This is a genomic window from Amycolatopsis sp. TRM77291 (assembly GCF_054166285.1).
This window is the reverse complement of the sequence record NZ_JBSZHF010000001.1, coordinates 7,338,594-7,360,394: the sequence shown is the minus strand read 5'-3', so window position 1 is coordinate 7,360,394 and position 21,801 is coordinate 7,338,594. Positions and strand designations below refer to the sequence as shown.

Below are 21,801 nucleotides of genomic sequence, written 5' to 3'. Positions count from 1 at the left end.
AATGAGTGACCTCCAGAAACTCACCATCGGCAAGGCGATCAACCTCGGCCTCCGGCGCGCCATGGAAGAGGACCCGAAGGTCCTGATCATGGGTGAGGACGTCGGCAAGCTCGGCGGCGTCTTCCGCATCACCGACGGCCTGCAGAAGGACTTCGGCGAGCAGCGCGTCCTGGACACGCCCCTGGCGGAGTCCGGAATTATCGGCACCGCGGTCGGCCTCGCCGTCCGCGGTTTCCGCCCGGTGTGCGAAATCCAGTTCGAGGGCTTCATCTTCCCGGGCTTCGACCAGATCTCCAGCCAGGTCGCGAAGCTGCACTACCGGACGCAGGGCAAGATCAAGATGCCCATCGTGATCCGGGTGCCGTTCGGTGGTGGCATCGGCGCGGTCGAGCACCACTCGGAGTCGCCGGAATCGCTGTTCGCGCACATCCCCGGCCTGAAGGTCGTGTCGGTTTCGAACGCCGTCGACGCCTACTGGGGCATCCAGCAGGCGATCAAGTCCGACGACCCGATCCTGTTCTTCGAGCCGAAGAAGCTGTACCACTCGGGCGCGATGAAGTCCGAGGTCGACACGGAGGCCACGCCGGACGAGCTGTTCAAGTCCCGCATTGTCCGCGAAGGCACGACGGCCACGGTCGTCGCGTACGGCCCGTCGGTGAAGGTCGCGCTCGACGCGGCGGCCGCCGCCGAGGACGAGGGCAAGTCCCTGGAGGTCATCGACCTGCGGACGCTGTCCCCGCTCGACCTGGAGCCGGTGTTCGAGTCGGTGCGCAAGACCGGTCGGCTCATCGCGCTGAGCGAGGCGCCGTCGGAATCGTCGCTGACCTCGGAGATCGCCGCGCGCGTGCAGCAGGAATGCTTCTACTCGCTGGAAGCCCCCGTGCTCCGGGTGACCGGATTCGACACGCCGTACCCGCCCGCCAAGCTCGAGGAGCACTACCTCCCCGACCTGGACCGGGTGCTGCACACCGTCGACCGTTCACTCGCCTGGTAAGGGGGAAGTTCCTGAAATGCCCGAGTACAAACAATTCCCCCTCGCCGACACGGCCGAGGGGCTGACCGAGGCCGACATCATCGCCTGGCAGGTCAAGCCGGGTGACAAGGTCACGGTGAACCAGATCGTCGTCGAGGTCGAGACCGCGAAGGCCGCCGTCGAACTGCCCATCCCGTGGGCGGGTGTGGTCACCGAACTGCTCGTCGAACCGGGCCAGACGGTGGAGGTCGGCGCGCCGATCCTCACCATCGACGTCGACCCGGACGGCAAGGCGGCGCCGGCACCCGCCGCCGCGCCCGTGGCGGAGGAGCCGGCGGAAGAGGAGATGAAGCCGCTGGTCGGCTACGGCTCCAAGGCCGTCGTCACGCAGCGGCGTGCGCGTAAGGGCGCGGCTCCGGCCGCTCCTGCCGCCGCGCCGGTGGCTGTGGCACCCCAGCCTGTGGCGGCTCCGACGCCGAAGGGCGGGTACGTGCCGCTGGCGAAGCCTCCGGTGCGCAAACTCGCCAAGGACCTCGGCGTCGACCTGCACGCGCTCACCGGCTCCGCCGACGGCGGCGTCATCACCCGTGACGACGTGCGGGCTGCCGCCAACGGTTCCGCCGCCGCTGCGTCCACTGTGGACAACGGTTACGACCCCGCGACCCGGGAACGCCGTGTCCCGATCAAGGGCGTCCGCAAGGCAACCGCCGCCGCGATGGTGCAGAGCGCGTACACCGCCCCGCACGTCACGGAGTTCCTGACCATCGACGTCACGCCGATGATGGAATTCCGGGAGAAGCTCAAGAAGTCGCGCGAGTTCGCCGGGGTCAAGGTCACCCCGCTGACCTTCGCGGCGAAGGCCGTCTGCCTGGCGGCGAAGCGCACTCCGGACGTCAACGCGGTGTGGGACGAGGCGGCGCAGGAGATCGTCTACAAGGACTACGTGCACCTCGGGATCGCCGCGGCCACCCCGCGCGGGCTCGTCGTGCCCAAGGTCCGCGACGCGGATTCGATGTCGCTGAAGGAACTCGCGATCGCGCTCACCGAGCTGACCGACGTCGCCCGCGAGGGCAAGACCACCCCGGCGGCCATGCTCGGCGGCACGATCACCATCACCAACGTCGGCGTCTTCGGCGTCGACACCGGGACGCCGATCATCAACCCCGGCGAGTCCGCGATCCTGTGCCTCGGCGCGATCAAGGACACCCCGTGGGTGGTCGACGGCGAGATCAAGGTGCGCAAGGTGCTCCAGCTTTCGCTGAGCTTCGACCACCGCGTGGTCGACGGGCAGCAGGGTTCGGAGTTCCTGGCCGACGTCGGCGCGCTGCTGGCCGACCCCGCGGTCGCGATCACCTACTGACCCAAAGTCCGTGAAGGCCTCCTTCCCTACTCTCAGGGTAGGGAAGGAGGCCTTCACGGATCTCTGTCTTAACCGCTTGACGGAGTGAGTGCTCACTCCGTTAGGCTGGAGGCATGACAGAGACCACCGCCCGGCGGAGAGCGCCGGGGATGAGTGCCGACGAGCGGCGCCGGATGATCGTCCAGTCCGTGCTGCCCCTGCTGGTGGAGCACGGCGCCGGTGTCACGTCGAGCCAGATCGCGCGCGCCGCGGGGATCGGCGAGGGCACGGTCTTCCGCGTGTTCAAGGACAAGGACGAACTTTTCGCCACCTGCTTCGCCGAAGCGTTGAAACCCGACCAGGTGCTCGACGCGATCGCGGTCATCGACCTCGACCAGCCCCTCGACGACAGGCTCATCGAAGCCGCCGACGCGCTCAGCGCACACCTCCAGCGCATGGGCGCGCTGATGGCGATCATGCACGGCTCCGGCAAACGGCCCGAGCATCGCAGGGACAGGCGCAAGGAGTCGATGAGCGCCATGCGTGACGCCATGGCCGAGCTGTTCGAACCGGAGAAGGACCGGCTCCGCCTGCCGCCGGCGCAGTCCGCCGCGCTCTTCCTGTCGTTGCTGTTCAGCGGCCGGATCCGGTTCAGTGAGACCGGTGACGAGCCCACCACGATGGAGCTCGTCGACGTGTTCCTCAACGGCGCCTTGGCGGCCGCGTGATCGGCCCGCCCGGTGGGGGAGGCGGCCTGGAACTGTTCATGGCGCGCGGCGGCAGGCGGCGCCGTCCGCCGTCGACGGTGCCCGACAGCGGGCTGACCGGCCCGGTCGACATCCCGGAGCCCGAGCCCGAGGCCGTCCCGAAAGACCTGAAGTCCCGGCTCGACCGCATGTGGGTCAACGTCGTGGGCACGGTCCGCGGCCTGCCGAAGGTCGCGAAGCTGACGTGGCAGGCAAGCCCGGTGCTGACCATCGTGATCACGTTGGTGACCCTGCTTTCCGGCCTCCTCCCGACGGCGACCGCGTACATCGCGAAGCTGCTGATCGATTCCGTGGTCGCGGCGATCCAGGGGCACGGGACGAAGAGCGCGATCGTCGGGGTCGCCCTTTTCCAGTTCGGCGTCCTCGTCCTCACCGCGGTTTCCCAGGCGCTGACCACCTACGGCCAGTCACTGCTGCAGGAACGGATGACTCTGACCATCCGCCACCAGGTGATGGACCACGCGAGCAAACTGCACCTTTCGTACTTCGAGGGTTCCGCGTCCTACGACATGCTGCGCCAAGCCTCGCAGGAGGCGCCGACGCGGCCGCTGTCGATGATGAACTCGGCGCTCGGCTTGATCCGGACGGTGATCACCTTCGGCAGCATGATCGCGCTGCTCGTCTCGATCAGCCCGCTGCTGGCGCTCGTCGCGCTCGTGGCGCCGATCCCCGCGTTCATCTCGCAGTCGAAGTACGGCGCCCGCGCGTTCTGGCTGACGTTGATGATGTCGCCGCTGAAACGGCGGATGGACTACCTGAACTCCTTGGTCACCACGGACACGTATGCCAAGGAGACCAAGCTGTTCGGGCTCGGCCCGTACTTCGTCGACCGGTTCCAGCGGCTCGGCCAGGTCTTCTACGACCGGCAACGGACACTGACCCGCAAGCGCAGCGTCAGTTCGACGTCGTGGGGCCTGCTCAGCACCGCCGCCGGCTCCGCGATCGCGCTGTACATCGCACTGGAGGCCGTCGGCGGCAGGCTCACCCTCGGCGATCTCGCGCTGTACACGGCCGCCGCGGCGTCGGTGCAGACGTCGGTCCAAGGTCTGTTCACCGCGTTTTCCGGGATGTACGAGAACAATCTCTACCTCGACACGCTGTACCGCTTCCTCGGAACGAAGCCGGACATCGTCGCGCCGCCGGAACCCCGTCCTCTTCCGTCCACAGTGGAGGGTCACATCCGGTTCGAGGAGGTGTCCTTCACCTATCCCGGTGCGCCGGAACCCGCCCTCGACGGCGTGAGCTTCGAAATCCGGCCGGGGGAAACGGTCGCCGTCGTCGGCCGCAACGGCGCGGGGAAGTCGACCCTGTTCAAACTGCTGTGCCGGCTGTACGACCCGACCGGCGGGCGGATCCTGCTCGACGGCGTCGACATCCGCGAGTACGACCCGGTGGAGCTGCGGCGGCAGATCAGCGCGATGTTCCAGGACTACGTGACATATCAGGGCACCGCGTCCGAGAACATCGGGCTCGGCGACCTGACGCACCTCGTCGACCGGGAACGGATCGAGACGTCGGCGAAACGGGCCGGTGCCGACGAGCGGATCGAGCGCCTGCCCAGCGGCTACGACACGCCGCTCGGCCGCTGGTTCGACCAGGGCGTCAGCCTTTCCGGTGGCGAATGGCAGAAGATCGCGCTGGCCAGGGCGTTCCTGCGGGAGGCGCCGATCCTGATCCTCGACGAGCCCACCTCCGCCCTGGACGCGCAGGCCGAGCACGACCTCTTCTCGCGGCTGCGCGAACTTTCGGAGGGACGCACGACGCTGTACATCTCGCACCGGTTCTCCACCGTGCGGCAGGCGGAGCGGATTCTGTTGCTGGAGCACGGAAAGGTCGCCGAGTACGGATCACACGACGAACTGATGGCCGCGAAGGCGGGCTACGCCGAACTGTTCACGTTGCAGGCCGCCGCGTACCTCGACGAAGACTGACCATGCGGCGGATCATGGTCGTCGGCTGCAGTGGCGCCGGGAAGTCGACGTTCGCGCGACGGCTCGGCGCCGCACTCGGCCTGCCGGTCACCCACCTCGACCGGCTCTACTGGCGGCCGGGCTGGACACCGGCGCCGGACGCCGAGTTCCACGCCGCGCAACAGGAGGTCATCGCGTCCGACGCCTGGGTGATCGACGGCAACTACGGGGCGTCGATGCATCTCCGGCTCCCGCGAGCGGACACGATCGTCTTCCTCGACTACCCGCGCCGCGTCTGCCTCCGGCGGGTGCTGACGCGATGCCTGCGCGAATACGGGCAGGACAAGCAGGCGCCCGGCTGCCCTGAAAGACTGGATCTGGAGTTCTACTCCTACGTCTGGCGCTGGCCGAAGCACCACCGGGAGCGGACGGTGCGGCGGCTGGCGGAGCAGGGGGCGCACGCGCGACGGGTCGTGCTGACCAGGCCACGCGAGACGGAGGATTTCCTTAGCCGGATCGGCTGACCGGGGGTCGGGAGCAAAACGGGCAAGCCGTACGTTGTCCAAGTATGGCTGTCGCGTTCCTGCTCTATGTCGTCGCCGAGATCGCCGCCGTGTGGGCGGTGGGCTCGGCCGTTGGCGTCCTCGGCACGATCGCGCTGCTCTTCGCCGGCGCGTTCGTCGGCTCCTGGCTCGCACGCCGTGAAGGCGGCCGCGCCTTCCGCGCTTTCGCCGAGTCCGCGCGGCTCGGCCGCCCCGCCGACGCGGAGAAGGAACTCACCGATGGGATGCTGATCGGGCTCGGCGGCCTGCTGATCCTGCTGCCCGGTTTCGTCAGCGACGTCATCGGCCTGCTGTTCATCCTGCCGCCGACGCGGAGTGTGGCGCGGAAGGTCTGGCAGAAGCGCATGGCGCGCCGGGCGGTCAAGTTCGCCAACCGCACGCGCGGGCCGGTGATGGTCGTGGACAGCGAGGTCGTCGTGGACACGCCGCCCGCGGAGGCCGCCAAGAAGCAGCCGCCGGTGATCGAGGGCCGGATCGTCGAGGGCTGAAGGACACTTTCAGCCCACGCTCGGCTTCGGGATGTCGAAATACCCGCTGAACCGCACGGCCGGCGCGTACTCGCCCTTGACCTTCACCTTGCCCGTCACGAACATCGCCGCCACCGCCGCGTTGCCGGTGGCCATCCGGATGAAGTCGTCGACGGACAGCGTGATGGTGGTGTCCGGAGTGCGCGCGAGATCGGTGCTGGAAACGCAGACGCCGTCTTCGATGACCGTTTGAAATCGATCGAAACCGTCTTCTCCGTCACCGTCGGTGAAACGCCACGCGACGACGAAGTCGACGTGCCGTGCGCGTTCCGGAACGAAATGGTCCGACATTCTGCGGAAAATCTCGTCGAGGAACGCGGCACGCAGTTCCGGGTGATCGGCGATGGCCTTGAGCTGCTCCCGCGACGCGCGTTGCACGACGTCGACGAGCACCTCCGTCTCCAGTGAGCTCAGCTCGATGCCCGCACCGGTTTCGCCGAGCATGTGCAGGGTTTCCAGCACCTGGATGAACTGCTCGGGGCTCAGTTTGGCGAGCTCGAGCTTCTCCGCGAAGGCGTTGACGACGTGTTCGCCGCCGGTGCGCGTTTTGTGCGGCCTCGACGGACGGGAAAGGCGTACCTTGTCCCGCCAGCGCCGGTTCGGAGAATTTCGGGGCACGGCACGGAAGTGTATCTGCTCGGCCGGGTTCAGGATGGTTTCGGAAGGTCGAAGAAACCGATCAGGCCTGCCGCGAACGCCAGGTCACCTTTTACTTTGATCTTTCCGGTGACGAATAGCACAGCCGGCGTCGCCTGGTGGGTGATGAGCCGGAAGAAATCGACGGGCGCGATCGTGATCGTCACCCTCGGCTTCTCCCGCATGTCCCGGTCGACCGTGCACTCGCCGTGCGAGATCACCGTCTCGTAGCGGTCGTACCCGCCGTCGCCGGTGCCGCCGGACAGCCGCCAGTGCACCACGGCGTGCAGGCTCTTCGCGCGGTCCTGCCGGATGTGGGCGCCCATGCGGTCGAAGATCTCGCACAGCACGCGTTCCCGGAGCGGCCGTTCGGCGACGACGCTCTCGAGTTGGGCACGCGAGGCGCGCGCGACGAGGTTCGCGAAGCGGGCCGGGTCCACCTTGCGGAGGTCGAACGCCGGCGCGGATTCGGCCAGCCGTCCCAGTGCGGCCAGCAGCCGCCGGACGTCGTCCTTGCCGAGATCCTTCGGGTCGATGGCGCCCGCGACCTCGTTGACGTCGAGAGAGTGCGCTTCGGCGGAATCCGGCTCGATCCGTTCCAGCACGTCGACCAGCGCGCGGCCGGTCAGCCCCACGATCTCGGTCATCTTCCCTCCAGTCCCGCCTACCCGAGCGTAAGGCTACCCGCGAGTAGGTAGGCGGGCAAGCGTGCCGAAATCACCCTTGCCGGTGGTGGCCCGGTAGCGTCTCACGCGAACTAATGGGAGGTCCTGAGTGTCCGAGGAAGTGCCGCGTCCCGCCGAACGCGCCAAAAGGCTGCCGAGAGCGGTGCGGGAACGCCAGATCCTGGACGCTGCGGTCTCGGTGTTCTCGCGCTACGGCTACCACTCCGCGTCGATGGACGAGATCTCCGAGGTCGCCGGCGTGTCCAAGCCGATGATCTACACCTACCTCGGGTCGAAGGAAGATCTTTTCGGCGCGTGCATCCGCCGCGAAGCCACCCGCCTGCTGGAGGCGGTGCAGGACGGGATCAAACCCGACCTGCCGCCCGACATGCAGCTTTGGCACGGCCTGCGCGCGTTCTACCGGTTCGTCGCCGACTACCGCGAGTCCTGGACGGTGCTGCACCGCCAGGCCATGACCGTCGGCGGCGCCTTCGCCGCGGAGATCACCGACATGCGCACCCGCGCGATCGAGCTGGTCGCAGCGCTGGTCGTCTCCGCCGGCACCCGCAAGGGCCTCGGCGAACAGGCCGAGTTCTCCGGCGCCGGGCTGTCCGCCGCGCTGGTCGGGGCGGCCGAGTCGCTGGCCGACTGGGCGCTCGACCACCCCGACGTCTCCGACGGCGTGCTCGCCTCGTGGCTGATGAACCTGGTCTGGCTCGGGTTCAACGACCTGGTCGAAGGCGAGATCTGGAAACCGTCAGAGAGCGACGACTGAGCCTTCCAGGTGCGGCTTCGGCTTGCGCGCGTTCCACAGTTCGAACGCCCAGCCGTCGCCTTCACTCCAAGTGGTGAAGGCCGCCTTGGCGGGCAGCAGGACCGGCTGCTTGAACTTGACGTCGACGGTGAACGCCTCCGGGAGCCTGCCCTCGAACGCCGCGAGCGCGTGCGCCTTCGTCCACATGCCGTGCGCGATCGCCGCCGGGAAGCCGAACGCCTTCGCGGTGATCGGGTGCAGATGGATCGGGTTGCGGTCGCCGGAGACCTCGGCGTAGCGGCGGCCGATGTCGCCGGGCACGTGCCAGATCGCGTTGGCCGTCGGCTGGGAGAGCTGACCGCGCGCGGTCTTCTCGCCGCTGCCGCCACCGCGGCGCAGGTAAGTGCTGACGTCCGTCCACACAGGACTGTCGTTGACCAGCAGCTCGCTGACGACGTCGAACTGCTTGCCCTTCTCGTGCGGGCGCAGGTCCTCGGCGCGCACGCGCAGGGTGAACGACTCGTCGAGCCGCAGCTGCCGGTGCTGGGTGATCCGGTTCGCGACGTGCACCATGCCCAGCAACGGGAACGGGAAGTCCGCCTCGGTCATCAGCGCCATCTGCAAGGGGAACGCGAGGATATGCGGGTACGTCGCCGGGAGCACGTCGTCCAGCCGGAATCCGCACACCTGGTTGTACGCGGCGAGGTGTGCCGGATCGACGACGACGCCCTCCCGGACGAACTCGGTGCCCGGCAGCGTGTCCCCGCCGCTCTTGCGCAGCGAGCCGAGCAACGCCTTGGGGTACAGCGAAGACAGGCTCGGCGACTCGTGGAGTTCCTTGACGGCCATGCTCACGCCCCCAGCAGTGCCTGGCCGCAGACGCGGACCACGTTGCCGTTGACCGCGGCCGACGCCGGGTTCGCGTACCAGGCGATCGTCTCGGCGACGTCGACCGGGAGCCCGCCCTGGCCGAGGCTGGACAACCTGCGCCCGGCCTCGCGGATGAACAGCGGGACGGCGGCGGTCATCTTCGTCTCGATGAAGCCGGGCGCGACGGCGTTGATCGTGGCGCCGTACTCGGCGAGCTTCGGCGCGCCGTCGTTCACCATGCCGATGACGCCCGCCTTGCTGGTGGCGTAGTTGGTCTGGCCGACGTTGCCCGCGATACCGGCGATCGAGGAGACGCCGATGATGCGGCCGTTCTCGTGCAGCACCTTGTCGGCCACGAGCTTCTCGTTCACCGCGAGCTGCGAGGCGAGGTTGACCGCGATGACCGAGTCCCAGCCGCCTTCGGTCATGTTACCGAGCGTCTTGTCCCGCGTGATGCCCGCGTTGTGCACGACGATGTCGACGCCGCCGTGGCGCGTGGTCAGGTACTCGGCGAGCTTCTCCGGCGCGTCGGCGGCGGTGATGTCCAGCTGCAGCGACGAGCCGCCGACCTTGTTGGCCACCTTGGACAGGTCCGCGCCCTGCGCGGGGATGTCGAGCGCGACGACGTGGGCGCCGTCCCGGCCCAGCACCTCGGCGATGGCGGCGCCGATACCGCGAGAGGCGCCGGTGACCAGGGCGACCTTGCCGTCGAGGGGCTTCGTCCAGTCGGCCGGGGCGGAGGCGGTCTTGGTCTCGGTGCCCACGCGGATGACCTGGGCGTCCACGAAGGCGGACTTCGCCGAAAGCAGGAACCGGAGCGTGGACTCAGTGGCCTCTTCGGCTCCTTCGGCGACGTACACGAGCTGGGCGGTCGCGCCGCGCTTCAGCTCCTTACCGACGGAACGGATGAAGCCTTCCAGAGCGCGCTGGGCGATCCGCTCGTGTCCTTCGGCCAGCTCCGGCGGCGTCCCGAGGACGACGACGCGGCCCGAAGGCCCGACGCTCCGGATCACCGGGTGGAAGAAGTTGTAGACCTCGCGAAGCTGCTTCGGGTCCTTCACGCCTGTCGCGTCGAAGACGAGCGCGGCGTGCTTGTCGGCCTCCGTCGAGAGGACCTCGACACCCGCGCGGTGCAGCTGGGCCTCGATCACCTTTTCGAGACGGCCGCCCGGCGCGGCGCCCAGAAGTGCGGGACCCTCGAGAGCGGGCTGGCCGGGCTTGTACCGGCGGAGCGTCGCGGGGTTCGGCAGGCCGAGCTTCGGCACCACGAACTTCCCCACCGGGGATTTCGTGAACTGCTGGTACCTGTCAGCCATTACGTGCCTCCCGTGCAGTTTGCGTCACGTCGCAGTCTAACCTACTCGCTAGTAGGTTACAGTGTGAGAGAGCCTACGGAGGAGTGGAAAAAATGGCCACGAAAAGGACGGCACCCGTGCGCAAGGTCGCGATCATCGGCGGTAACCGGATCCCCTTCGCCCGCTCGAACGGCCCGTACGCGAAAGCGTCGAACCAGGACATGTTCACGGCCGCCCTCGACGGCCTGGTCAGCCGCTTCTCCCTGCAGGACGAGGTGATCGGCGAGGTCGCCGCCGGCGCCGTGCTCAAGCACGCCCGCGACTTCAACCTCGCCCGCGAAAGCGTCCTCGGCAGCAGGCTGAACCCCGCCACCCCGGCCTCCGACGTGCAGATGGCCTGCGGCACCGGCCTCCAGGCGATCATCAACGTCGCCAACAAGATCGCCCTCGGCCAGATCGACTCGGCCATCGCGGGCGGCGTCGACACCACGTCCGACGCGCCGCTGGCGGTCAACGACGATCTGCGCCAGATCCTGGTGCAGCTCAACGCCGCGAAGACGCTGCCCGAACGGTTGAAGCTCGCCGCGAAGCTGCGCCCCGGGCACATCGTCCCCGAGATCCCGCGTAACTCCGAGCCGCGCACCGGCCTCTCCATGGGCGAGCACGCGGCGCTGACCGCGAAGGTCTGGGAGATCACCCGAGAGGCGCAGGACGAACTCGCCGCGACCAGCCACCAGCGGCTCGGCGCGGCGTACGACAAGGGTTTCTTCGACGACCTCGTCACGCCGTACCTGAAGCTGGCGCGTGACCAGAACCTGCGGCCGGACTCCAGCGTCGAGAAGCTCGCGAAGCTGAAGCCCGCCTTCGGTGGCCCCGAGGGCACGATGACCGCGGGCAACTCGACGCCGCTGTCCGACGGCGCGTCGACCGTGCTGCTCGCGACCGAGCAGTGGGCCAAGGCGCGGAAGCTGCCGGTGCTGGCGTACCTGACGTTCTCGCAGACCGCGGCCGTCGACTACGTCCACGGCGACGAGGGCCTGCTGATGGCGCCCGCGTACGCCGTCCCGCAGATGCTCACGCGGGCCGGGCTCACCTTGCAGGACTTCGACTTCTACGAGATCCACGAGGCCTTCGCGTCGCAGGTGCTCGCCACCCTCAAGGCGTGGGAGGACCCGCAGTTCGCGAAGTCGAAGCTGGGCCTCGACGAACCCCTCGGCTCCATCGATCGGGCGAAGCTGAACGTCAACGGCTCCTCGCTGGCGGCCGGGCACCCGTTCGCCGCGACCGGTGGCCGTATCGTCGCCACCCTCGCGAAGCTGTTGAACGAGAAGGGTTCCGGCCGTGGGCTCATCTCGATCTGCGCCGCGGGCGGCCAGGGCGTCACGGCGATCCTCGAGAAGTAAGCCGTTCGCCTGGAGCGGATCGGGGAAAAACCCCGGTGCCTTTGTCGGTGCCGGGGTCTAGGTTGGCCGCATGTTCGCAGTTCAGGCGAAAGCGCTGGTCAAAACCTACGGGTCCACACGCGCGCTCGACGGGGTCGATCTGTCGATCCCCGAAGGCAAGGTGCTCGGCCTGCTGGGGCCGAACGGTGCCGGGAAGACGACGACGGTCCGCATCCTGACCACGCTGCTCCGCCCGGATTCGGGCGAGGCGGAGGTGGCCGGGCACGACGTGCTGGCCCATCCCGACGCCGTCCGGCGGTCGATCGGGCTCTCCGGGCAGTACGCCGCCGTGGACGAGAACCTCACCGGGTTCGAGAACCTGTACATGGTCGGCAGGCTGTACGGAAGCAAGAAGGCCGCGGCGAAGTCGCGGGCACGTGAGCTGCTCGCCCGGTTCCGGCTGGAGGACGCGGCGGATCGTCCCGCCAAGACGTACTCCGGCGGTATGCGGCGGCGGCTCGACCTCGCGGGCGCGCTGGTCGCCGAGCCGACCGTGGTGATCCTCGACGAGCCGACCACCGGGCTCGATCCGCGCGGCCGGATCGACACCTGGGAGGTCATCAAGGAGCTCGTCGCCGACGGCACCACCGTGCTGCTGACCACGCAGTACCTGGAGGAGGCCGATCAGCTCGCCGACTCGATCGTCGTGATCGACAAGGGGAAGGTCATCGCGCGCGGCACCGCCGACGAGCTCAAGCAGGAGATCGGGGGCGAGCGGCTGGAGCTCGTCGTGGCGAACGCGAGCGACCTCGCCATGACCACCCAGGTGCTGACCGAGGTCGGCTCGGGCACGCCGTCGGTCGACGAGCACACCCGCAAGGTCGACGTCCTGGTCGAGGGCGGGCCGAAGGCGTTGATCGAGGCGCTGCGCCGGCTGGACGGCCACGGCGTCGCCGTCCAGGACGTCGCGCTGCACCGGCCGACGCTCGACGACGTCTTCCTTTCGCTGACAGGACACGCCACGGACGAGGGGGAGAAAAAGTGAGCGCGGTCGCGAAGGCCTTTTCCGACGGTGGCGTGATCACCTGGCGGAACCTGAAGAACGTCCAGCGCAACCCGGACTGGCTGATGGCGGCGACCCTGCAGCCGATCATGTTCGTGCTGCTGTTCGCGTACGTCTTCGGCGACGCGATCGGCGGCGAAGCGGGCGGCCTCGCGTATCGCGAGTTCCTGATCGCGGGCATCTTCGCGCAGACGGTCGCGTTCAACTCGGCGTTCACCGTGATCGGCTTCGCGAACGACCTGCAGAAGGGCATCATCGACAGGTTCCGTTCGCTGCCGATCTCCCGCCTCGCGGTGATCTTCGGCCGGACGACGTCCGACCTGGTGATCAGCGTGGTCGCGCTGGTCGTCATGTCGCTGTGCGGGCTGCTCGTCGGCTGGCGGATCCGCGGCAGTTTCCTCGACGCGGTACTCGGCTACCTGGTGATGCTGATGTTCGCGTGGGCGCTGTCCTGGGTCGGCGCGTGGATCGGGCTCGTCGCGCGCAGCGTCGAGGTGGCGCAGAGTGCCGGGCTGATGTGGATGTTCCCGCTGAGCTTCATCTCGACGGCGTTCGTCCCGGCGGACAAGCTGCCGGGCGTGCTGAAGGCGATCGCGGACTGGAATCCGTTCACCGCGGTGATCAACTCGGCCCGTGACCTGTTCGGGAACCGCTTCGGCGCGGCACCGACGGGCTGGCCCGCCGAGAACGCTTCGCTGTACGCGATCCTGTGCTGCGTCGCCATCATCGCGATCTTCGCGCCGCTGGCGACGGCTCAGTACAAGAAGGTCGCGAGCCGCTGAGAATTTCTGAACGAAATGTCGAACCGCCGTCGAGCCGCTCGACGCGTCGGTGAAGGCGGGGTAGAACCAGCCCCGCCAAGACACTGAGGAGCAGCGATGCGGTTTCTGATGATGCACCGGCTCGACGAGAGCGCCCCGGAAGCCTGGAACCCGAGCAAGGAGTTCATCGAGAAGATGGGCGCCTTCATCGAGGACTCGTTCGAGAAGGGCATCTTGATCACGGCGGAGGGCGTGCACCCGTCGGAGAAGGGCGCGAAGGTCCGCAAGGGCCGCGGCGGCAAGATCACCGCGACCGACGGCCCGTTCACCGAGGCCAAAGAGGTCATCGGCGGGTTCGCGCTGATCAACGCCAAGGACCTGGCCGAGGCCGTCTCGTTCGCCGAGTCCTACGCCGCGCTGTTCGACGAGATCGAGGTCGAGGTGCGCACCGTCGTCGAGGCGGAGGACATCGAGGCCTTCACCTCGTGACCCCGCGCATTCAGTCCTCTGGATGCGAGACGCATCCAGAGGACTGAATGCGGGCGTTTACTTCGTGATGGCCTTCTCGGCCTTCTTCGCCAGCTTCTCGGCGCGCTTCTCCGTCTTGGAGGCGGCCCGCTTCGCGCGCCAGCCGAGCGACGGCTTGCCGGCGGTGTCGGCGGCGGCGAGCAGCAGGCCACCGGCCAGGCCGGCGTTCTTGATGAACTGGATCTGCTGCTGCTGACGTTCGGCCGGTTCGTTGATCTCCCAGAACCGGTGCGTGGCCAGCGTCGTCGGGACGAGGCTGCCGAGCAGCAGCAGCGAGGCCAGACGCGGCGCCTTGCCCGCGGCGAGCGCGACCCCGGCGCCGACCTTCACCGCGGCGTCGATCCGGACGAGGGTGGCGGGGTCGCGCGGCACCGACTCCGGCACCACGCCCTCCAGCTTGTCGAAGGACTGGGTGAGGAACGGCTCCGCGGCTTTGGCGTGCCCCTGGGTGTCCCTCAGCGCGCCGATCCCACCGGAGATGAAGATCGCGGCGAGAAGCGGACGTGCGACGCGACGGAGAATCACGGTCGTAACCTTTCTGATCCGGACCCGGGAAACAAACCTAACCCCAGTCTTCCCGCCCGCCACGTCGCCGAACCGCGCTAACGGTGTATCCCGGAATATTTCTCTGACGCTAGATAGAGCTAGATTCCGCTAGCGGGCGCGATACGCCTTGGGCAGCTTGAACCCGCGGTCCGCCGCGACTTCCCGCAGCCGGTCCGGGTAGTCGGTGATGATGCCGTCGACGCCGTCGTCGATGAGCTTGTGCATCGTGGCCGGGTCGTTGATCGTCCAGGGCACGACCTTGATCCCGGCCCGGTGCGCCTCGGTGACCAGGGCCTTCGTCGTGAACGGCCGGTAGTCGGGGTCGCCGACCTTGCCACCCTGCGGGTTGCCGTGCACCGGCGAGAGCGCCTTCGCGCCGAACGACTTCACCGCGCGGACGGGGCTGCCGCCGAAGTCGTCGATGTCGAGTCCGCCCAGCCACGGCGATTTGCCCGGCTGCCCGACCTGCAGGAACTCGGGCTGGGTCAGCGCGACCGTCGGGAGCCACGGGGCGACCTCGCGGAAGCGCATCAGCGCGCCCCAGTCGAAGCTCTGGATCGAGACGTTGTGCGCGAACCCGCCGCGCACGATCTCGCGCACCGCCCGCTGGACGAACTGCTCACGCGGCGCCGTCTCGTGCGGCGCGGCGGCCTCGACCTTCGTCTCGATGTTGAACTTGATGCCCCAGGCGCGGTGGTCGCGGGCGAGCTGGAAGAGCTCGGCGAGCGTCGGCATCTTGGCGCCGGGGGAGAGCGTCTGGCCGGGATGCGCGGGCTGCCGGATCGAACCGCAGTCCAGCGTGCGGACCTGCGCGAACGTCAGATCTTTCACGTACTTGCCGACGTACGGGTACGCCGGGTCGCCGGGCGTCGCGGGCGCGGTGTCGCGGCACTTCGCGGGGGTGGTCTTGCGGTCGTGGGTGATCACCTCGCGACCGTCCTTGGTGATCTGGATGTCGAGTTCGAGCGTGGTCACCCCCAGCTCCATCGCCTTGCCGAAGGACGCGAGCGTGCTCTCGACCGTGAGGCCGAGCCCGCCGCGGTGAGCCTGGATGTCGAAGGCGCGACGCGGATGCGCGTCGGCGACCCCGGCCGTCGTCAAGGTCAGCGCAGCGGCGATGACCAGCGCGAATGTCTTCATTCGTGAACCATGCCACGGACGGGTGAACTTCGATTGACTTTGACGCAACGTCAACCTCTACCTTCGTGGACATGCCGAACGAGAAGGAGTGGTCGATCCAGGACATCGCCCGCTCGGCCGGGACCACGAGCCGCACGCTGCGCCACTACGGCGACATCGGGCTGCTCGAACCAAGCCGGGTGGGGAGCAACGGATACCGCTACTACGACCAGGACGCGCTGGTGCGGCTGCAACGGATCCTGCTGCTTCGCGAACTCGGGCTGAGCCTGCCCGCGATCGGCGAAGTCCTCGAAGGGGAGCAGGACACGACAGCGGCGCTGCGCACGCACCTGAAGTGGCTGGAGCAGGAGCGACAGCGGCTCGGACGGCAGATCGAATCGGTCAGGACGACCTTGAAGAAGACAGAAAGAGGTGAACAGCTGATGGCAACGGAAGTGTTCGACGGCTTCGACCACACGAAGTACGAGAAGGAGGTCACCGAACGCTGGGGCGCCGACGCCTACAAGCAGGGTGACCGGTGGTGGAAGTCGCTGAGCGCCGAGGACAAGAAGGCGCACCAGCAGGAGCAGAAGGACATCGCCGCCGCTTTCGGCGAGGCCCGCGCCAAGGGTCTGCCCGCCGACGGCGACGAGGCCCAGGCGATCACGCAGCGGCTGTACGAGTGGCTTCGGCCGGCCGTGCGTGCCGTCTCGAAGGGCTACTTCGCCGGTCTCGGGCAGCTGTACGTCGACGACCCGCGCTACGGGCAGTACGACGAGAAGCATGGCGAGGGGACCGCGGAGTACATCCGTGACGCGATGGCGGTCTACGCCGAGCGCAACTTGCGCGACTAAAACGAGGGACGGGGCTGCAGACCCGTCCACTCGGAGTAACCCGTCGCGACACGCCTATCCCTCTATGGCGGAATATCGGCCGAGAGCTAGAAACGCCGATAGCGTGTGAGAGTGGATCCCATCCGCAACCCCTTCGCCCCGGGCGCCGGTCAACGGCCGCCCGAGCTGGCAGGCCGCGTGCGCGAGCTCCAGGCCTTCGAGGTCGTGCTCGAACGGGTCGCCCGCGGGAGACCCGAACGCAGCCTGATGCTGACCGGCCTGCGTGGCGTGGGGAAGACCGTGCTGCTGGGCGAGCTGCGCTCGCGGGCCATCAAGCACGGTTGGGGCGCGGGCAAGATCGAAGCCCGCCCGGACACCGAACTCAGGCGGCCGCTGTCGGCCGCGCTACATCGCGCGATCCGCGACCTCGCCGTGCGCCATCGCGCGCCGGACCGGGTCGAGCAGGTGCTCGGCGTCCTCAAGGCGTTCGCGCTGCGCGCCAACAAACCGGACGCGAAACTCCGCGACCGCTGGCAACCGGGCATCGACGTGCCCGCCGCTCAGGGCCGCGCCGATTCGGGCGACATCGAGATCGACCTGGTCGAGCTGTTCACCGAGGTCGCGGAGCTGGCGGCCGACGTCGGCACCGGGGTCGCGCTGCTCATCGACGAGATCCAGGATCTGCTGCCGGAGGACGTTTCCGCGCTCTGCGCCGCCTGCCACGAACTCTCGCAGTCCGGGGCCCCGCTGGTCGTGGTCGGCGCGGGGCTGCCGCACGTGCCCGCTGTCCTTTCGGCGTCGAAGTCGTACTCGGAACGCCTCTTCCGCTACGCGCGTATCGACCGGCTGGAGCGCGAGGACGCCGACCTCGCGGTGATGGCGCCCATCGAACGCGAGGACGCGGGCATCGAACCGGAGGCGCTGGACGCCCTGTTCGACGCGTCGGGCGGATATCCGTACTTCATCCAGGCCTACGGCAAGGCCGCCTGGGATGCCGCGCCGGCGGATCCGATCACCGTGAAGGACGTCCAGGTCGCGGCGCCGGAGGCCGAATCGGAGCTCGCGGTCGGGTTCTTCGGCTCCCGCTACGAGCGCGCGACGCCGGCCGAACGCGAGTACCTGCTCGCGATGGCCGAGCTGACCCAGGGCCGGGACGAGTCCGCCGGTACCGCCGATGTGGCCGTCTACCTGGGACGGAAGCCTTCCTCGCTGTCTCCGGCGCGGGACAGCCTGATGAAGAAGGGCCTGGTGTACTCCGCCGAACGCGGGCACATCGCCTTCACCGTCCCGCACTTCGGCCACTACCTGCTCGGTCGGGACTAAGCCTCTCTCAGGCTTTATCGCGTAAATCCTAGAAAGCGGTAGAGACCTCTACCGAGGCTTTGCCCTGTCCTCGGCGTTACCAAGAAGTGACCGGCGCCACCAAATCTCTCCGGTTTTATACTCCTGTTGCCGATGATTCATCGGCAGGTGTGCCAAGTCACCGGATAATCGTTGGCTTCCTTGCGAAAAAGGGTGCATACTAGAAGCACAGCCACGAAGACGCAAGATCTACTCCCAAGGGGATGACAAAACCGATGAACAACATCGCCGCCAAGCTCCGTGCCCGTCGCGCCGAGGCTCGTACTCGCCGGGCCCTGAACCGGGCGATCGACACCGCGGCCACCGCGACCGTTCGTCAGGAGCTCATCGCTATCTCCCAGGCGCGTCACACGCACATGCGCTGACCCGACAACAACCGTTGTAGGTGTCGCCCGTTCGAGTGACCTACGACACATAGTGCGCGAGGTGTAACGCCGCGGATCGCGGCGTCGATACCCACTACGACCCCGTGATGCTGGCGGACCCCCGACCTGGCAGCATCACGGGGTTTCCATATGTCCACCCCCGGAAAGATTTCTTGCCTTCACCGCTTCGTGAGGTAACACTTGACCCAGTCAACGAATCTGTTGAGGTGGTCAAATGAATCGATCCGCGGACCGGGTGGCGACCGTCCGGGCCTTCAACCGCCTGTACACCGGCGTGATCGGCGTCCTCGACGAAGGACCGGCCGACGCCGAGTACTCACTGAGCGAAGCCAGGGTCATCTTCGAACTCGCGCAGCAGGATTCGACCCAGGTCACCGACCTGCGCAAACGTCTCGATCTCGACGCCGGTTACGCGAGCAGGCTGCTCGCGAGGCTCGAAGGGCGAGGTCTTCTCACCCGCGAACGCAGCGACGAGGACGCGCGCCGTCAGATCGTCCGGCTGACCGAGAACGGCCGTAAGGCGTTCGCCGTCCTCGACGAACGGTCGGTGGGCCGGATCGGCTCGCTGCTCGGGCGGTTCGGCGACGACGAGCAGGAGCGGCTGCTCGGCGCCATGGACACGATCACCTCTTTGGTCGGCGAGCGCGCCTCGGATCCCGCGCTGGTCCTGCGCCCGCCCCGGCCGGGTGACTTCGGCTGGGTGGTCCACCGCCACGGCGCCCTCTACTCGCGCGAGTACGGCTGGGACGAACGCTTCGAAGCGCTCGTCGCCCGTGTCGTCGCGGAGTACGTCGACCGGCGCGGAGACCCGCGCCAAGCGGGCTGGATCGCCGAACTCGACGGCGAACGGGTCGGCAGCGTCTTCTGCATGCCCGCCGAAGACGGCACCACCGCGAAGCTGCGGATGCTGCTCCTGGAACCGGCCGCGCGGGGACGTGGCGTCGGGAAACGCCTGGTCGCCGAATGCGTCGAGTTCGCGAGGGCCTCCGGCTACCAGGCCATGGAACTCTGGACGGTCTCGTTGCTGGAGGCGGCGCGGGCGATCTACCGGAAGGCCGGCTTCCAGCTGGTGAGCGAGGAGACGATCACGGGCTTCGGTTACGAGCTGACCGGGCAGACCTGGCGGCTGGAGCTGTGAGGTGTTCGTCGTCTACTGCCCCACCTGCGACCGCCGGTCCGTGGTCGGGGTCGGCTCGATCGATTTCGTCGACGACCTGACCCCGGGCATGATCTCCGTTTCCGGTCGCTGCCCGGATGGCCACTACGCCGTCCTCCTGACCGGGAAGGCCTTCGCGCCCCACGAACCGTGTGTGCGCGAAGTCCGGCAGGTGTTGAAACGGCGGCGCCGCCGGACCAGGCTGAGTGCCTGGTTCGCGCGGCAGCGTGAACTGCACGACCGGCTCTTCCGCTACTGATGTCGATTCGCCGGGGGCTCGTTCGTCTAGGGGCCATCGATTCCCAAGGAGGACACCATGCCCCATTACGTCGGTTTCCTGCGGTCCCAGTCGGATTCGCATGATCACCTCGGCCCCGGTGAAGCACAGCGCGTGCTCGAGAACTACATCGCCTGGGCGGACGAACGCACCAAGGAAGGCCGCTTCGTCGGCGGTGGCGGGCTGTCGAAGGGCGGCCGGGTGCTGCGCGGTTCCGGCGGTGCGGTCGGCGCGACCGACGGCCCGCACACCGAGGCCACCGAGATCGTCGGCGGCTACCAGGTGATCGAGGCCGCGGACCTCGATCAGGCGGAGAAGATCTTCGCGACGCATCCGCATCTGGCGTTCGGGCCGATCGAGGTGCGCAAGGTCGGCGAACGCGGTTGCGAGGACTGATGCCGAGGTTCGTCGGTCTGATGACCTTCACCCAGGACGCCGGTGGCGGACCGGCCGAAAACGGCATCGACCGATACTTCGCCTGGCAGGAGGAGCTGCGTTCGTCCGGCAAACTGGTCGCGGCCGCCGGGCTGGCCCCGGAATCGCGGGTGGTGCGTGCCGGGACGATCACCGATGGCCCGTTCACCGAGGCCAGCGAGATCGTCGCCGGGTATCTCGTGGTCGAGGCCGCCGATCTCGGCGAAGCGGCGAAGCTGTTCGAAACGCATCCGATCGCGGTGGACGGCGCCGGGATGTTCGTGGTCAGTGAGATCGCACTCGACCTCGACACGCCACGGGAGGAACACCTGAGCCGTTCCGGGCTGTCATGACCCGCCCGGCCGGCGTGGTGGAGCATCTGTTCCGGCACAGTGCCGGGCGGATCGTCGCCACGCTGGCCAGGGCGCTCGGCCCCGAACGGCTGGACCTTGCCGAAGAGGCCGTCGCCGACGCGCTGGAACAGGCACTGCGCACCTGGCCGCAGTGCGGGGTGCCGGACAACCCGCGGGGCTGGTTGTTCCGCGCCGCACGGAACCGGGCGATGGACGTCGTCCGGCGCGAGCGGACCTTGCGCACGCTGCTGCCGCGGCTCGTGGAGCTCGACGGTCACGAGGACGGCCGAGGTGCGGACGATGAGCTCGTGCTGATGTTGCTGTGTTGCCATCCCGCGCTGCCGACGGTCTCGCAGGTGGCACTGACGTTGAAGACGGTCGGCGGGCTCGGGGTGAACGAAATCGCGGCGGCCTTGCTGACGAAACCGGCGACGGTGGCGCAGCGGCTCGTGCGGGCGAAGAAGTGGTTGCGGGAGTCGGGAAAGCCGCTGTCACTGCCGGGTCCGGACGCACTTGAGTCCAGAGTGGACAGTGTGCTGGCCGTGCTCTACCTGCTCTTCAACGAAGGTTATGACGCGACGACCGGCGAGGTCGCGGTGCGCGGCGAACTGTGCGGGGAGGCGATCCGGCTCGGTCGGCTGCTGCTGGCCGAGCCGAAGACGGATCTGCCGAGGGTGCGGGCGCTGGTCGCGCTGATGCTGTTGCAGGGGAGCAGGCTGCCCGCGCGGGTCGACCGGGAGGGGGACCTGCTGCTGCTCGACGAGCAGGACCGGGACCGCTGGGATCACGCGATGATCGCCGAGGGGACGCGGCTGTTCGAGCGGGCGTGCACCGGGCCGGAGATGTCGGCGTACCACGTCGAGGCGGCGATCGCGCTGTGCCACGGCACCGCTTCGCCGCCGGACTGGCGGCGGATCGTCGGCCTGTACGACGATCTGCTGGCGCTGCGGCCGTCGCCGGTGGCGCGGCTGAACCGGGCGATCGCGCTTTCGATGGTGGACGGCGCCGCTGCCGGGATCGCGGAACTCGAAGCCATCGAGGCCGACCTGCCGGACTACACCCTGCTGCCCGCCGTGCTCGGCGCCCTGTGGCTGCGGGCCGGCGACCCGGCGCGAGCCGCGGAACACTACCGGCGAGCGCTCGCGCTGCCCTGCTCGGAACCGCAACGCCGCTTCCTCACCCGACGCCTGACGGGCTGCTCCGCGACTCCCTGACCAGCGCTTTTGTTTTGCCTCGCGCGTTACCCCACCCCCCACCACTCCCAGGGGGGCGCGCCCCGCACCAGCGTATCGGGAGGGGGTGTCGCGGGAGGCGGATCCGAG

General features: G+C 68.4%; 25 protein-coding genes. 19 read left to right on the top strand and 6 right to left on the bottom strand.

Annotated elements, in window-relative coordinates:
* Window position 1: 1 nt before the first annotated feature.
* From ACXIZN_RS34325 to ACXIZN_RS34300, 6 genes are all read left to right on the top strand, one after another.
* Complete coding sequence (locus ACXIZN_RS34325; protein WP_457959099.1) at window positions 2–994, top strand: alpha-ketoacid dehydrogenase subunit beta; 993 nt, start codon at window positions 2–4, stop codon at window positions 992–994.
* Window positions 995–1,010: 16 nt separating this feature from the next.
* A complete protein-coding gene (locus ACXIZN_RS34320; RefSeq protein WP_457959098.1) occupies window positions 1,011–2,333 on the top strand; it encodes a dihydrolipoamide acetyltransferase family protein in 1,323 nt (440 codons plus the stop codon).
* Between the two features lie 149 nt (window positions 2,334–2,482).
* Window positions 2,483–3,040 carry a TetR/AcrR family transcriptional regulator gene (locus tag ACXIZN_RS34315; RefSeq protein WP_457960675.1) on the top strand — a complete coding sequence of 186 codons (558 nt, stop codon included), beginning with the start codon at window positions 2,483–2,485 and terminating at the stop codon, window positions 3,038–3,040.
* A gap of 26 nt (window positions 3,041–3,066) precedes the next feature.
* Window positions 3,067–5,010 carry an ABC transporter ATP-binding protein gene (locus ACXIZN_RS34310; protein ID WP_457960674.1) on the top strand — a complete coding sequence of 648 codons (1,944 nt, stop codon included), beginning with the start codon at window positions 3,067–3,069 and terminating at the stop codon, window positions 5,008–5,010.
* A 2-nt stretch (window positions 5,011–5,012) separates the two neighbouring features.
* Window positions 5,013–5,513 (top strand): DNA topology modulation protein FlaR, encoded by a 501-nt coding sequence (locus ACXIZN_RS34305; RefSeq protein ID WP_457959097.1) that lies wholly within the window; start codon window positions 5,013–5,015, stop codon window positions 5,511–5,513.
* Between the two features lie 44 nt (window positions 5,514–5,557).
* On the top strand, window positions 5,558–6,040 hold the full coding sequence (locus ACXIZN_RS34300) for an FxsA family protein (protein WP_340687195.1): 483 nt from the start codon (window positions 5,558–5,560) through the stop codon (window positions 6,038–6,040).
* A 9-nt stretch (window positions 6,041–6,049) separates the two neighbouring features.
* Here ACXIZN_RS34300 and ACXIZN_RS34295 read toward each other — a convergent pair whose 3' ends face one another.
* A complete protein-coding gene (locus ACXIZN_RS34295; RefSeq protein WP_457959096.1) occupies window positions 6,050–6,697 on the bottom strand; it encodes an SCP2 sterol-binding domain-containing protein in 648 nt (215 codons plus the stop codon).
* Between the two features lie 29 nt (window positions 6,698–6,726).
* On the bottom strand, window positions 6,727–7,362 hold the full coding sequence (locus ACXIZN_RS34290) for an SCP2 sterol-binding domain-containing protein (RefSeq protein ID WP_457959095.1): 636 nt from the start codon (window positions 7,360–7,362) through the stop codon (window positions 6,727–6,729).
* 127 nt (window positions 7,363–7,489) lie between these two features.
* Here ACXIZN_RS34290 and ACXIZN_RS34285 point away from each other — a divergent pair, with 127 nt between their 5' ends.
* The gene (locus ACXIZN_RS34285) at window positions 7,490–8,155 is read left to right on the top strand and encodes a TetR/AcrR family transcriptional regulator (RefSeq protein ID WP_007032385.1); all 666 of its coding nucleotides are present in this window, start codon (window positions 7,490–7,492) and stop codon (window positions 8,153–8,155) included.
* Here ACXIZN_RS34285 and ACXIZN_RS34280 read toward each other — a convergent pair.
* Both ACXIZN_RS34280 and ACXIZN_RS34275 read right to left on the bottom strand, forming a co-directional pair.
* The gene (locus ACXIZN_RS34280) at window positions 8,138–8,983 is read right to left on the bottom strand and encodes a MaoC family dehydratase (RefSeq protein ID WP_457959094.1); all 846 of its coding nucleotides are present in this window, start codon (window positions 8,981–8,983) and stop codon (window positions 8,138–8,140) included. The genes ACXIZN_RS34285 and ACXIZN_RS34280 overlap by 18 nt on opposite strands.
* Window positions 8,984–8,985: 2 nt before the next feature.
* Complete coding sequence (locus ACXIZN_RS34275; protein WP_457959093.1) at window positions 8,986–10,320, bottom strand: 3-oxoacyl-ACP reductase; 1,335 nt, start codon at window positions 10,318–10,320, stop codon at window positions 8,986–8,988.
* Window positions 10,321–10,412: 92 nt separating this feature from the next.
* Here ACXIZN_RS34275 and ACXIZN_RS34270 point away from each other — a divergent pair, with 92 nt between their 5' ends.
* From ACXIZN_RS34270 to ACXIZN_RS34255, 4 genes are all read left to right on the top strand, one after another.
* Entirely contained in the window at window positions 10,413–11,702 is a 1,290-nt protein-coding gene (locus ACXIZN_RS34270; protein WP_192747204.1) for an acetyl-CoA C-acetyltransferase, read from the top strand.
* Between the two features lie 70 nt (window positions 11,703–11,772).
* Window positions 11,773–12,726: an ATP-binding cassette domain-containing protein gene (locus tag ACXIZN_RS34265; protein WP_457959092.1), complete on the top strand. Its 954-nt coding sequence runs from the start codon at window positions 11,773–11,775 to the stop codon at window positions 12,724–12,726.
* The gene (locus ACXIZN_RS34260) at window positions 12,723–13,526 is read left to right on the top strand and encodes an ABC transporter permease (protein WP_125779924.1); all 804 of its coding nucleotides are present in this window, start codon (window positions 12,723–12,725) and stop codon (window positions 13,524–13,526) included. The genes ACXIZN_RS34265 and ACXIZN_RS34260 overlap by 4 nt, the downstream gene beginning before the upstream one ends.
* A gap of 96 nt (window positions 13,527–13,622) precedes the next feature.
* Window positions 13,623–13,994, top strand: a complete 372-nt coding sequence (locus ACXIZN_RS34255) for a YciI family protein (protein WP_457959091.1) — start codon at window positions 13,623–13,625, stop codon at window positions 13,992–13,994.
* A gap of 57 nt (window positions 13,995–14,051) precedes the next feature.
* Here ACXIZN_RS34255 and ACXIZN_RS34250 read toward each other — a convergent pair whose 3' ends face one another.
* Window positions 14,052–14,558, bottom strand: coding sequence for a DoxX family membrane protein (locus ACXIZN_RS34250; protein WP_457959089.1), 507 nt, complete (start codon window positions 14,556–14,558; stop codon window positions 14,052–14,054).
* Window positions 14,559–14,687: 129 nt separating this feature from the next.
* Window positions 14,688–15,719, bottom strand: coding sequence for a glycerophosphodiester phosphodiesterase family protein (locus ACXIZN_RS34245; RefSeq protein ID WP_457959088.1), 1,032 nt, complete (start codon window positions 15,717–15,719; stop codon window positions 14,688–14,690).
* A gap of 71 nt (window positions 15,720–15,790) precedes the next feature.
* On the opposite strand from ACXIZN_RS34245, the gene ACXIZN_RS34240 reads away from it, so the two are divergent.
* The 8 genes from ACXIZN_RS34240 (at window position 15,791) to ACXIZN_RS34205 (ending at window position 21,693) form a co-directional block, all read left to right on the top strand.
* Window positions 15,791–16,552 carry a MerR family transcriptional regulator gene (locus tag ACXIZN_RS34240; RefSeq protein ID WP_192747209.1) on the top strand — a complete coding sequence of 254 codons (762 nt, stop codon included), beginning with the start codon at window positions 15,791–15,793 and terminating at the stop codon, window positions 16,550–16,552.
* Window positions 16,553–16,663: 111 nt separating this feature from the next.
* Window positions 16,664–17,854: an ATP-binding protein gene (locus ACXIZN_RS34235; protein WP_007032375.1), complete on the top strand. Its 1,191-nt coding sequence runs from the start codon at window positions 16,664–16,666 to the stop codon at window positions 17,852–17,854.
* Between the two features lie 254 nt (window positions 17,855–18,108).
* Window positions 18,109–18,258, top strand: coding sequence for a hypothetical protein (locus ACXIZN_RS34230; protein WP_007032374.1), 150 nt, complete (start codon window positions 18,109–18,111; stop codon window positions 18,256–18,258).
* Window positions 18,259–18,493: 235 nt separating this feature from the next.
* Window positions 18,494–19,417 (top strand): bifunctional helix-turn-helix transcriptional regulator/GNAT family N-acetyltransferase, encoded by a 924-nt coding sequence (locus tag ACXIZN_RS34225; RefSeq protein ID WP_457959087.1) that lies wholly within the window; start codon window positions 18,494–18,496, stop codon window positions 19,415–19,417.
* A gap of 1 nt (window position 19,418) precedes the next feature.
* The gene (locus ACXIZN_RS34220; RefSeq protein ID WP_257483464.1) at window positions 19,419–19,694 is read left to right on the top strand and encodes a hypothetical protein; all 276 of its coding nucleotides are present in this window, start codon (window positions 19,419–19,421) and stop codon (window positions 19,692–19,694) included.
* Window positions 19,695–19,751: 57 nt separating this feature from the next.
* Entirely contained in the window at window positions 19,752–20,108 is a 357-nt protein-coding gene (locus tag ACXIZN_RS34215; RefSeq protein WP_457959086.1) for a YciI family protein, read from the top strand.
* A gap of 20 nt (window positions 20,109–20,128) precedes the next feature.
* Window positions 20,129–20,479 carry a YciI family protein gene (locus ACXIZN_RS34210; RefSeq protein WP_457959085.1) on the top strand — a complete coding sequence of 117 codons (351 nt, stop codon included), beginning with the start codon at window positions 20,129–20,131 and terminating at the stop codon, window positions 20,477–20,479.
* Window positions 20,476–21,693, top strand: coding sequence for an RNA polymerase sigma factor (locus ACXIZN_RS34205; protein ID WP_457959084.1), 1,218 nt, complete (start codon window positions 20,476–20,478; stop codon window positions 21,691–21,693). The genes ACXIZN_RS34210 and ACXIZN_RS34205 overlap by 4 nt, the downstream gene beginning before the upstream one ends.
* The last annotated feature ends 108 nt before the right edge of the window (window positions 21,694–21,801 follow it).

What these genes read in the sequence shown, in the direction of transcription:
- ACXIZN_RS34325 (WP_457959099.1), top strand. Translation starts at nt 2, where the DNA reads ATGAGTGACCTCCAGAAACTCACCATCGGCAAGGCGATCAACCTCGGC.
- ACXIZN_RS34320 (WP_457959098.1), top strand. Translation starts at nt 1,011, where the DNA reads ATGCCCGAGTACAAACAATTCCCCCTCGCCGACACGGCCGAGGGGCTG.
- ACXIZN_RS34315 (WP_457960675.1), top strand. Translation starts at nt 2,483, where the DNA reads ATGAGTGCCGACGAGCGGCGCCGGATGATCGTCCAGTCCGTGCTGCCC.
- ACXIZN_RS34305 (WP_457959097.1), top strand. Translation starts at nt 5,013, where the DNA reads ATGCGGCGGATCATGGTCGTCGGCTGCAGTGGCGCCGGGAAGTCGACG.
- ACXIZN_RS34300 (WP_340687195.1), top strand. Translation starts at nt 5,558, where the DNA reads ATGGCTGTCGCGTTCCTGCTCTATGTCGTCGCCGAGATCGCCGCCGTG.
- ACXIZN_RS34290 (WP_457959095.1), bottom strand. Translation starts at nt 7,362, where the DNA reads ATGACCGAGATCGTGGGGCTGACCGGCCGCGCGCTGGTCGACGTGCTG.
- ACXIZN_RS34280 (WP_457959094.1), bottom strand. Translation starts at nt 8,983, where the DNA reads ATGGCCGTCAAGGAACTCCACGAGTCGCCGAGCCTGTCTTCGCTGTAC.
- ACXIZN_RS34275 (WP_457959093.1), bottom strand. Translation starts at nt 10,320, where the DNA reads ATGGCTGACAGGTACCAGCAGTTCACGAAATCCCCGGTGGGGAAGTTC.
- ACXIZN_RS34270 (WP_192747204.1), top strand. Translation starts at nt 10,413, where the DNA reads ATGGCCACGAAAAGGACGGCACCCGTGCGCAAGGTCGCGATCATCGGC.
- ACXIZN_RS34265 (WP_457959092.1), top strand. Translation starts at nt 11,773, where the DNA reads ATGTTCGCAGTTCAGGCGAAAGCGCTGGTCAAAACCTACGGGTCCACA.
- ACXIZN_RS34255 (WP_457959091.1), top strand. Translation starts at nt 13,623, where the DNA reads ATGCGGTTTCTGATGATGCACCGGCTCGACGAGAGCGCCCCGGAAGCC.
- ACXIZN_RS34245 (WP_457959088.1), bottom strand. Translation starts at nt 15,719, where the DNA reads ATGAAGACATTCGCGCTGGTCATCGCCGCTGCGCTGACCTTGACGACG.
- ACXIZN_RS34240 (WP_192747209.1), top strand. Translation starts at nt 15,791, where the DNA reads ATGCCGAACGAGAAGGAGTGGTCGATCCAGGACATCGCCCGCTCGGCC.
- ACXIZN_RS34230 (WP_007032374.1), top strand. Translation starts at nt 18,109, where the DNA reads ATGAACAACATCGCCGCCAAGCTCCGTGCCCGTCGCGCCGAGGCTCGT.
- ACXIZN_RS34225 (WP_457959087.1), top strand. Translation starts at nt 18,494, where the DNA reads ATGAATCGATCCGCGGACCGGGTGGCGACCGTCCGGGCCTTCAACCGC.
- ACXIZN_RS34215 (WP_457959086.1), top strand. Translation starts at nt 19,752, where the DNA reads ATGCCCCATTACGTCGGTTTCCTGCGGTCCCAGTCGGATTCGCATGAT.
- ACXIZN_RS34210 (WP_457959085.1), top strand. Translation starts at nt 20,129, where the DNA reads ATGACCTTCACCCAGGACGCCGGTGGCGGACCGGCCGAAAACGGCATC.
- ACXIZN_RS34205 (WP_457959084.1), top strand. Translation starts at nt 20,476, where the DNA reads ATGACCCGCCCGGCCGGCGTGGTGGAGCATCTGTTCCGGCACAGTGCC.